The sequence below is a fragment of the Chroococcidiopsis sp. CCALA 051 genome (assembly GCF_003015105.1).
Classification (GTDB): Bacteria; Cyanobacteriota; Cyanobacteriia; order Cyanobacteriales; family Chroococcidiopsidaceae; genus Chroococcidiopsis; species Chroococcidiopsis thermalis.
Map to the genome: position 1 here is coordinate 31,348 of NZ_PYCI01000052.1, position 9,669 is coordinate 41,016.

General features: G+C 45.8%; 8 protein-coding genes. 5 read left to right on the forward strand and 3 right to left on the reverse strand.

Features of this window, described 5'->3' with window-relative positions:
* Nucleotides 1-101: 101 nt before the first annotated feature.
* The 5 genes from C7Y66_RS14655 to C7Y66_RS14675 all read left to right on the forward strand — a co-directional run bounded on the left by C7Y66_RS14655 (nt 102) and on the right by C7Y66_RS14675 (nt 5,768).
* Nucleotides 102-4,331: a hypothetical protein gene (locus C7Y66_RS14655; RefSeq protein ID WP_106546155.1), complete on the forward strand. Its 4,230-nt coding sequence runs from the start codon at nt 102-104 to the stop codon at nt 4,329-4,331.
* 285 nt (nt 4,332-4,616) lie between these two features.
* Nucleotides 4,617-4,949, forward strand: coding sequence for a DUF6883 domain-containing protein (locus C7Y66_RS14660; protein WP_106546156.1), 333 nt, complete (start codon nt 4,617-4,619; stop codon nt 4,947-4,949).
* 14 nt (nt 4,950-4,963) lie between these two features.
* The gene (locus tag C7Y66_RS14665) at nt 4,964-5,197 is read left to right on the forward strand and encodes a DUF4926 domain-containing protein (RefSeq protein ID WP_106546157.1); all 234 of its coding nucleotides are present in this window, start codon (nt 4,964-4,966) and stop codon (nt 5,195-5,197) included.
* A 55-nt stretch (nt 5,198-5,252) separates the two neighbouring features.
* Nucleotides 5,253-5,480, forward strand: coding sequence for a hypothetical protein (locus C7Y66_RS14670; protein WP_106546158.1), 228 nt, complete (start codon nt 5,253-5,255; stop codon nt 5,478-5,480).
* 75 nt (nt 5,481-5,555) lie between these two features.
* Nucleotides 5,556-5,768, forward strand: a complete 213-nt coding sequence (locus C7Y66_RS14675; RefSeq protein WP_106546159.1) for a hypothetical protein — start codon at nt 5,556-5,558, stop codon at nt 5,766-5,768.
* A gap of 260 nt (nt 5,769-6,028) precedes the next feature.
* Here C7Y66_RS14675 and C7Y66_RS30545 read toward each other — a convergent pair whose 3' ends face one another.
* From C7Y66_RS30545 to C7Y66_RS14690, 3 genes are all read right to left on the reverse strand, one after another.
* A complete protein-coding gene (locus tag C7Y66_RS30545; RefSeq protein WP_146149796.1) occupies nt 6,029-6,214 on the reverse strand; it encodes a hypothetical protein in 186 nt (61 codons plus the stop codon).
* A 545-nt stretch (nt 6,215-6,759) separates the two neighbouring features.
* Entirely contained in the window at nt 6,760-9,462 is a 2,703-nt protein-coding gene (locus C7Y66_RS14685; RefSeq protein ID WP_106546161.1) for a tetratricopeptide repeat protein, read from the reverse strand.
* Nucleotides 9,459-9,669, reverse strand: a 211-nt coding sequence (locus C7Y66_RS14690) for a CU044_2847 family protein (RefSeq protein ID WP_199197442.1), incomplete at its 5' end; no start/stop codon positions are given. The genes C7Y66_RS14685 and C7Y66_RS14690, both read right to left, overlap by 4 nt.

Here is a 9,669-nt window from a genome sequence, read left to right on the forward strand (position 1 = left end):
TATAAAACTTCCGTATTTTTTCGCAAAACCAAAACCTAATTCAATCAATATAGCTCAAGAATTGAGGAGAGCCAAATTAGATTTTATCTCGTATATTAAGCGTGACCATAATACTTAAGCACTTTGATTCCAAGCTGAAGCAAAATACAGGCGCGGAAGAAAAGCTAAATAATACACTAGCAGAATATTTATATCCAGATGTCGAGTTTGCCATTGGTACGGTTTATCCTGGCATCACTACCGCTACTGACTTAGGCGAGCATGAAGGCAAAACATTGCAGTTTGCTTCTGGCGAAAGAATGTTCTTCGCCTCCGACACCAATGCAAAAGAGCGAGTCTATCCAAATGCATCTGATGGAGCAGCCTATGGTAGTTTACTATTCACTTCATGTCGCGATTTTAGAGAACTCCAAAATCTACGAATTTTAGTCATAGATGATGTCACGGGCGAAAACGGTGGAGTCTTGCCTAAAGATACGGCTAAAAATTTGGTAGGGGATTGCAAAGGCTTAATCGATTTAGACATAGCGTCCGATCTTACACTTAGCATCAATACACCCTTCCAGTTTCGGCTGGGCATTAAAGAACAAGAGGAAAGTCCCGTAGCGCGGATTGCCAAAGGTACGCTAGCCCCTGCTGCTTTGGACAAGGTAGGAGAAGCACTGTTGCGCGATGGCAAGATTGGATACGACATGATCCTTGCCACGTCTTCATTTAAAGGTAGGAAGGGCGAAAGCGCAATCGCGCCAGGGGAACATAACCTCACAGTCGGGTTAGGTGTCAAAACACTGGCAGAGTATGGGGAGCATAGTCTTGGTACTCAAATTCTCGTCAATTACCCCCGTGCGGTGGAAGCTGACGTGCTGCCTCGGCTAGAAATGGACGCGCTGATCCTAGCTTCTATTCAATCAGACCCGCGCAAACTCGCACAGCATTATGTAGAAACTTACGAACGACGCAAAGCACTGCTGAATTCCCAAGAGTCCTCTTCAGCAGAAGACCTAGCAGATTTTGATGCTGTTTTCGACCAACTGATGCAGGGTGAGATCCCTCAACAGCACCAGCAGCAAGACCAATTGGTGTATCGCCTGCTCAAAGCTGACTTGGAAGGACACTATCAAATTCTAGAACACCCCAAAATTATTGCCGAGTTGCAAGAGTTCGTCCGCTCCGAATGGGTAGACATAGCCACCGGACGCGCGATCAAATTTACAGCAGGACTAGCTCAACCTAGTCTCAAGCTTGGGGAAAATGAAATCTGCGTCCCCTTCATTCCCGAAGGTGAAGAAGTCATCGTCACCCGCTCTCCCCTAATCAACTCCAACGGGGTCATCGTCCTTACCAATCGCCACTTACCCGAAGCGATGAAGCTGCGAGGGTGCGTTCACATCCATCCCAAAACGGCGATGGACAATATGCAATGCGACTTTGATGGCGATCGCCTCGCATTTGCCCCTGCTAAAGATTTTCCCACTCTGGCAGTTGAAGTTAAGGAATACAACCTACCAGAAAATCGCTATCCTGATGTCGTCAAAAAAGCCAAAATTCCATATACAGGCACGTTTGAAGAAATTGCTGTGGGTGCAATGGAAAATAAAATTGGCATTATTGCTAACGAAATTCAGAAGAATGTGGCACTGCAATGGGAAACCCAGTTAATCCCCAAAGAAGAGAAATTTGGATATCTCAAACGCATATCCGCACATATGAAAGAAGTAGCTGCTCGGCACGATAAGGGCGAACTAAGGCTACCAGAAAAAGTGTTGGAGCAAGTCAATTCTATTGCTAACCTGCTGCCAGCAAAACTGAGGGAAATACAGGTCGAACGAGGGCTAGAACAAGTTAAAGAGCTACTGCGCTGCTGTATGGGCGAACTATCTAACGAACTGCAAGTAGCAGCGGATGGTCCCAAAAGCGCCTTGCGTCCTGACGAATCTATCCTCAAATATTGTCAGGAAATTAGTAGCTACAAATCTGTAGCTTGGCTGGTTGACAAAAAAAGTAAAGAAGCTTTTTTAGAGCGGGGGATGAAGACTGCTAATTATAGTTCCGTCGATCTGATGATTAAGCAGACTAACCAACACTTTGAGGAAAATAAACTCGTCGCTCGTCCTGCCGAGCAGTTTAGGGCTTTGTATCCTGGGATTGAGTTTACAGCAGAACAGAAAAACCAGGCAGTTGCTATCAAGAATACTTATAACGAATTAATTAAAGAAGCTATTGGGTTAGAGAAAAAAAGACAAACTGAACCAGGACTGAGTTTAATTGTGACTTCGCCTAGAAGCGGACGCTCGATAGAAATTACTAACTTAAATGAATTTGATGGGTCTAAAAATCTACAATTTTGGCAGGCTAAAGAGCTAGATCTTGAGTTGACAGGACACAAGCCTAGTAAAAAGATGCCTTACACTGTGGCAGCTAACGTCATCTTTGTAGATCCAAAAACAGGTGAAAAAGTTAGTCAAACTATTGGCACGGTTAGCACAGCGTCGGTTACAGAACACAATCTCCAGGCAGGAATGACAATCAAGCAAGGCAAAGTTGCATTCCAACCAGGAGTCAGCAAGAGCATGGTCGAAGCAGCATTTGCCAAAGCCAGCGAGTATTTAGAAACCGTGAGGCAGTCTACCCCAGAAGACCAGGAGCTACCGCTAGCAGCTGCTTTACACGACATTACCCACACTGAGGAGAATCAAAATTATCAAGGCAAGCGCAAAGCCAGCGTCGCGTTTGCTGCCTTTCCAGAACGAGTTATAGAACAACTCAAAGAATTACAATTTACCTCACTTACTGTAGTCGGGATGCACTTCTCCAGTAACGAATACCTGGGAAGACAGTGGCAGGGGGAGACAGTACCCATCAGCATTCAACAGCAGCCCCACCCTACAGACTCTAACTCGATAGAGCGATTCGTCTTCGTTGAGGGCAAGCAGTTAGCTATGTTTCGCAGCGAATCCCCGCAGTTACCAACAGGGACAGAGGCGCTAGCAACAATTACTTCCCCTCCCAGTGCCAGCGCCATCGCCACCAGTAGTAAGGGAAATCAACTCAAAATTACCCAAATCCAAAAACACGCCTTTGCTGGTTATAGTTGGAACGACGACTCTGTAAAAGTAACTATCGGCTTCAAGAGCAACTCCAATGGGCGCAGATCGCCTACTCCAATTGCTCTAGTTGATGGCAAAGTATTGGGGGCGATCGCTCAAGAATCATTCGCTGCCCTCAAGGAAAAGCTAACAGCCACAGGAGTGCCAGTTCAAGGATTCCAATTTACTGCCACTCTCAAAGACAACCCTGCCACTATTGCCCATATAGTTGTCGATCCACAAACAGTTAGGTATCCCGAAAAGTGGACTCAATCCAACCAGGCAACCCAGCCAGAGAACGCGATCGCTCCTAACGATGGCACTACAGTATCAGTTGACAACCAAACAACGCCAAAGACCGCGATCGCTCAGGGAAAACTCCCGATCGCTGAAGAATCAAAAACTCCACTCACACAGTCGAAAAACCCACTAGATGGGTTAACGCCAATCAACTCTGCCGTTGCCGCTCACATGACAAAAGATATCGCAATGGCAGAAGTGGCAACCCAATTCATCGGTATTTCAGCCGCACCACCAGATACACCATCTTCTACTCGCAATTATCAAACAGCTTGGGGCGATCGCGCCAATACAGGAGAGTATTCGGCTAACGACACGATTATGGTCAGTGGTTCTGGTCCCTGGCGTGGCGCGTCCGAAGAAAAGATTAAAGAAGTCTTTGCCCAGCAATACATCCCCCTGCTAGAACGCGCTGTAGCAGCTGGTGCATCGTTTGTAGTCGGTGATGCTAGAGGTACGGATCGGCTCGTTCAACAATTTCTTGCCGAGAACGGCTATCAGTTTGAACCCAAAGATGGCTTTTTGCAATGCATTCCTGAAAATGTCCGAGTGCTTGACACTACTGCAACATCACCCTCAACCGCAATACGACAACCTTGGGAACAGAAAATGCTTTCCCTGGCATTCCAAAGCCTGCAAGCTAGCTCTACTAATATGTCAGAAGAAATTCAAACAGCTACATTCGCTAATGCCAACTTTAGAGCTATCTACCACGCCCCTACTGAAACTCTTCATATCGTCGATGAAAACAACCACCGTGGCACGTTGTACAAAGCTAAAAAGGGAGATAAAGCTACTATCTGCGAATTCAACCAAGACGAGAAAGGGGGGTTTCTACAACAGTCATCCATGCAACAACGAAAGCAGCAGGAGCGATTATTGAGCCAGCAGTCTGATGAATCTATTAGACAAAAGATGAAGAAAGAAATTGAGCAGGGAGATTAACACTTATTTGCTCTGTAAATGACGCTGCAAAGGGAATGTATTGTCAAAATCAAAATAATTTGACAGCTCTAAAATAATACCTCTCGCCATAGCCTGCTACACAACTGAGTACATTTTCTGGCTAACGCCAGCTCTTACCATGAAGAGTTTCTGTAGCAACTTATGCTAGCATTTTTGTCACTTTCGATGTGGATCGTAAAAAACTTTGAAAACTGGTACGAGCCAGGAGCGCTTTCCTCTCTCGCAAACTTTTAAGCATGGCAAGAATATATAGAGATTTGTCGAATGAAGCTTCCCAATTCCGATCGCGCTATCGTAGACATAGCGAAATTAAGAGACTATTGCCTAAATACAACGCATCATCGCGGTCGGCATAAAGCGCGTGTCTTTGCAGCAGCTCTTGGTCTAACTGCTGAAGATGCAGAACAACTCCAAGCTACTTTGTTAAACGCTGCTCAAAGCTATGACGCAACACCGACTGACGAAACTGAATTCGGTCAATTATACGTGCTAGACTTTCCCATGATTGGATCTACTGGACAGGTAATAGTTCGCAGTAGTTGGATCGTTCGTCATGGCGAAGATTTTCCCCGATTAACAAGTTGTTATGTCCTCTAAGGGAGACTGAAACTATGAACAATACAATTAATCTGCTAGATGTCGTAGCGTTGAGTGAGAATTTGTCTGAACGGGGATTATCACGCGGTCAGGTGGGTACTGTTGTCGAAAAGCTTGATGAGGATACTTTTCTAGTTGAATTCAGCGATGACGACGGACGCACTTATGCTATGTTGCCTCTGCTCGCTGCTCAGCTAATCGTTCTGCATTACGAGCCTACTAATCCCCAGTTAATAAGTAATACTTGAACTTTTGTTTGATGAGCTGCTGGCACACTTTCTAAAAGATACTTAACTATACATCATGGACTTGTCACCAGCTTTTTTGCAACGAATGGAAGAAGCTCGGCAGGAGGGCATACAGACAGAACGCCGCGCTACTATAGAAAACCTGCTTAGAGTCCGCTTTGGTTCTTTAGATGATGAACTATCCGCCATCATCACCCAACTGCTTGAGTTACAGCCAGAAGAATTTACTCGCCTGCTTTTGCAATCATCCCGCGAGGAGCTATTGAATCGATTTAGGGTGTAGCTTTAAACAAGCCCTTGCTTTTTGCACCTGTTAGCCGTATTACTATAACTAGTACGGCTAAAATACTTAATTTTTATGAATCATTATAAACAGTTTGACATAGCAATAAATTGGGCGCTTAGCACTTTCTTCCTTCTGCTAGCATTACTCAATTTTATGGTTGGTAGACCAGAATTAGCTTTGGTTTCAATCGTCCCAGCATTTGGACTGTTTCCACCTCTAAAATCTTCTCCAAAGCTGAGATTAGTTATGTTAGCCATTGGAGTATTTGCAGTAGCACTCAGTTGATTTTTTGAAATTATACTAAATATAAATTAGCAATTATTTATCTGCTTAGAACGATTAAGAGTTACAGATAACCTGCGGCAACTGTGTCACAAAAAACTAGATTCTATATTTAATGGAGACAAGGGAAACTGTTACCGCGCTAGAAAATTCTGTCGAATAGTTATCTCATCTTGTGCGAGATACTGTGTTGCAGCGTCTTACAAAACTGGAGACCCAATTGTTGGGGGAGTCCAACGCCTCTCGTGCGGAAAACTCCGATCTCAGGCAACAGCACGGGCAGCAGCCTTCCCTTGAAGCTGTACGCGAGCGCATTCTTTCAGGGCTGAGGGTAGGCAAGCAGTCACGCCTTGTACAAGCGCACCAAAGCAGCGATAGTGCTTTTGTGCAAACTCAGTGACCCACGACCGACCACACAGAGCCACTAGGGTGTGTTTTGTTGGCTTCAATTGGTTTGGTTGGAGGTGAATTGTGAAGATTAGTTAGAAACCTTTGTGCATGGCGTAAGGGTAGCGTGCATTGCACTCCTGGAGCCACTTAAGACTGAAACCTATATCTGATATGGATTCTAGCCATCAAACTCCTACAATTGAAAACTCGTTTGAGGTTAGGAAAAATTTTTCTGGCAGCCCGATATAACAAGGTTGAATAGCGCAAGAGTGGTGGCTCATAACAGCGTCGCTACTGTTCCCCCATAATGTCTGCAATGTCAGTGGTACTATGCCTGCATATATCTCGGCTCACCCCATTGAGAATTACATATCCCTCTCATATCACTCTAGACAAGGAAAAATATTGCTAAAACTTGGAAACATTTGCTGTGTAGAGCTTTTGTGCGTGATTTCCTAACACTTCCCATTATTTGTAGGAGTTTTATCAAAATCCTTATCTAAAGCAGGTTCCAGGATTTGCTATCACTAAAGTGATTAAAGAGGGATAAGCTTGCAAGTCACACCTATTACTGCTACGCCTGCTCCAAACTGTTGCTGTTCCTCTAGTCTGTTTCATATCGAATTTGGTCGAGGAGAGATCGCGTCATTGGATCGTCTGAAAGTCCTTCCGTTCGATTCTCTTGAATGGCTTTTTGCAGGAGCGACCGAAAGCTTCCTCTAACCTTTTGCGTGGAATCATGATCTTCTCCCAGCTTGTTTAAGGAAATTTGTAATGCTTTGAGGTAGTACGATTCTGCATCATTGTAGCGTTGTAGCGCACAGTAGAGTAAGCCGAGATTGTGAAGAGTAGGTGCGACATCGGGATGCTCTTCGCCCAACTTCTGTTGACGAATTGCAAGGGCTTTGAGCAAGTGGGATTCTGCATCATTGTGGCGTTGTTGCGAATAGTAGAGTAAGCCGAGATCGTTGAGACTGCGTGCGACATCGAGATGCTCTTCGCCCAACTTCTGTTGACGAATCGTAAAAGCTTGTTGGTAGAGTGGTTCTGCCTCGTTGTAGCGCTTTTGCTTAGAGTAAAGTTGCGCCAGATTGTGGAGGCTGAGTGCTACTAGAGGATGGTCGCTAGCTAATTTCCGTTGTCGGATTTGCAAAGCTTGATGCAAGCAAGGTTCTGCCTGGTTGTAGCACTTTTGCGATTTGTAAACTTCTGCTAGATTGTTGAGACTAGATGCTACCAAGAGATCGTCGTCGCCTAAGCGCCGTTGGCGAATTTTGAGAGCTTTGAGCATGTGGGATTCTGCCTCGCTATATCGTCCTTGCGACCAATAGATGATTCCTAAATCGCTCAGGCTCTCTGCAACATCAAGGTGTTCGTTGCCTAACAGCCGTTGGCGAATTGTGAAAGCTTGAAACGAGTAAGGCTCTGCTTCTCTATATTGTCCCTGAGCGTGAAAGAGCGCACCTATCCACAATAAGCAGGTTGCTACATCAATCTCTTGCTCCAGTACTTTTAGAAATTCGACTGCTTCTTTCAAATGAGCAATCGTCATAGTTGATTCTTTCAACAACGATTGCCTTGGCTTATTGATAACTTTTTCTGCCTCAGCGATCGCTACTTCATAAAACTTCCGCTTCAATTGCGCTGCATCTGCCCGTTGCTCTCGCTTTGATGCAAAGAACTCTTTCAGTAATTGATGAAGTTGGTACAACCCCTCACCCGTCCGTTGCAGCAAGTGCAATCCTAACAACTTTTTCCGCAAAATCTCCAATTCATCCGAACTCAAATCCGGCAAACACGCTCGGACATGTCCCCACGGAATCTCTGCCAGCGCAAATAAACTCAGAAGTACGGCAAGTTGCCGTTCTGATTCTCTTAGTTGCTTCCAGCTCAACTCAAACGCCGTTGCAACTCCCTCGGTTGCCGTCATTCCTGAGTAAGTTTCTTTCAAAGCAATCGCGTCTAGACGCGCTTTTTGCAATCGCTGCCATAGACCAAGACAATCTTCATCTTCACTCCATAACTTTACATCAGCATCGTTCTCTAAATATTCACCCACTAACTCCAATCCAAGTGGTAAATAGCCTAACCACTTACAAAGACGCTTTGCCATCTCTAATTCTCGATCAATTCGTCCATCCGAGACAATCGCTCTTAACAAATTCAGCGCTGATAGTTCGTCCAGTACCTCAATTTCAAAACTCCAAACCGATTTCGCAATTTTGAACAGGCGCGTCGTTACTAACACCTTGAAGCGGGGTTCTCCAGGCGGAGGTAGATACGGCTCGATATCAGCGTACTGCTGCACGTCATCAAACACTACTAAAATTTCACCTGCCTGCCAATTGCGCCAGCACCATTTCACTTGCTCTGGCAACTCCCTTTTTTCTGGCAGCTCCAAACCGAGCTGCGATCGCGCAAACGATACAATTTGCGTTCCCACTTCTTCGCGAGAGCGCAACCAACACACGCCCCCAACATAGACTTTCCTTGCTAAATGACGCAACGCATACTGTAAAGCTAATTCTGTTTTCCCAATTCCTCCCATGCCATGAATTGAGGCAATGGCAACCCTTTCACGTTGCTGGAACTGTTCATGCAGTGCTGACATATCTGCCTCGCGTCCCACAAACGCTGAGGTTCCATTTGAGGGTAAATTCTGTGGAATTCGCTCGTCAACAATAGTCGAGTTCAACAGTTCGCTCCACCGTCGATCGCTTTGATGGAAGTTTCGCTGCCGTTCCACCAGATCTGGAAACAGAGTTAAAATCGCGGCGGTAGGCACTGCTCCTCCACCTAGGTCGCTCGAACGATCGCGGGTAAACTTGACGATGCCGCACACTTTACCCGTTCGCTGATTCAATAGCGGCGAACCACTCATTCCTGGTCGCACCTGCCCCAGTGCAAATTTGATGTATGCAGGATTGTCCCCTGTTAAACCTTCACAGTCAAACGTCGCGGGACACCCATTGGGAAAGTCATCGGGATAACCAAACAGATAAAGGTGGTCGCGGGATTGAATCGCTGCATCCAAATAAACACAAGGGAGGTTGGCATCGGTCGAGTCCGTCACTCGCAGTAGGGCTAAGTCATGCGGATCGGGTAGCGATCGCTCTACCACCGCTTGCATCCAGTTCTCTTGGTTTTGCCACCGTACCTGGACGGCTTCACCGTTCGCCTCTCGCACCACATGAGCGCATGTGAGAATCCATTCAGGAGCCACAAAGAAACCTGTACCTATACTCCATCGCTCGGAGAGGGCGATCTTGACCGTGCATTGTCGCAACAGATCCTCTAGCTGGCTCATAATTCAATCTTATCCTGTGGTTCCCATTCCAATGTGATTTCGAGATTTGCTTTGCCGGAGCCTTTGACAATCACTGCTGCCAGTTGTCCAGACTCAACCGCCATCTCCATGCCAAACTTCACCGTCGCCTTCTTGGGTCTTACCTTTTGAATGGGAATAGTAATCATCTGCACTACACCTTCGATCGCCTCTGCCACTGGCTCAAAC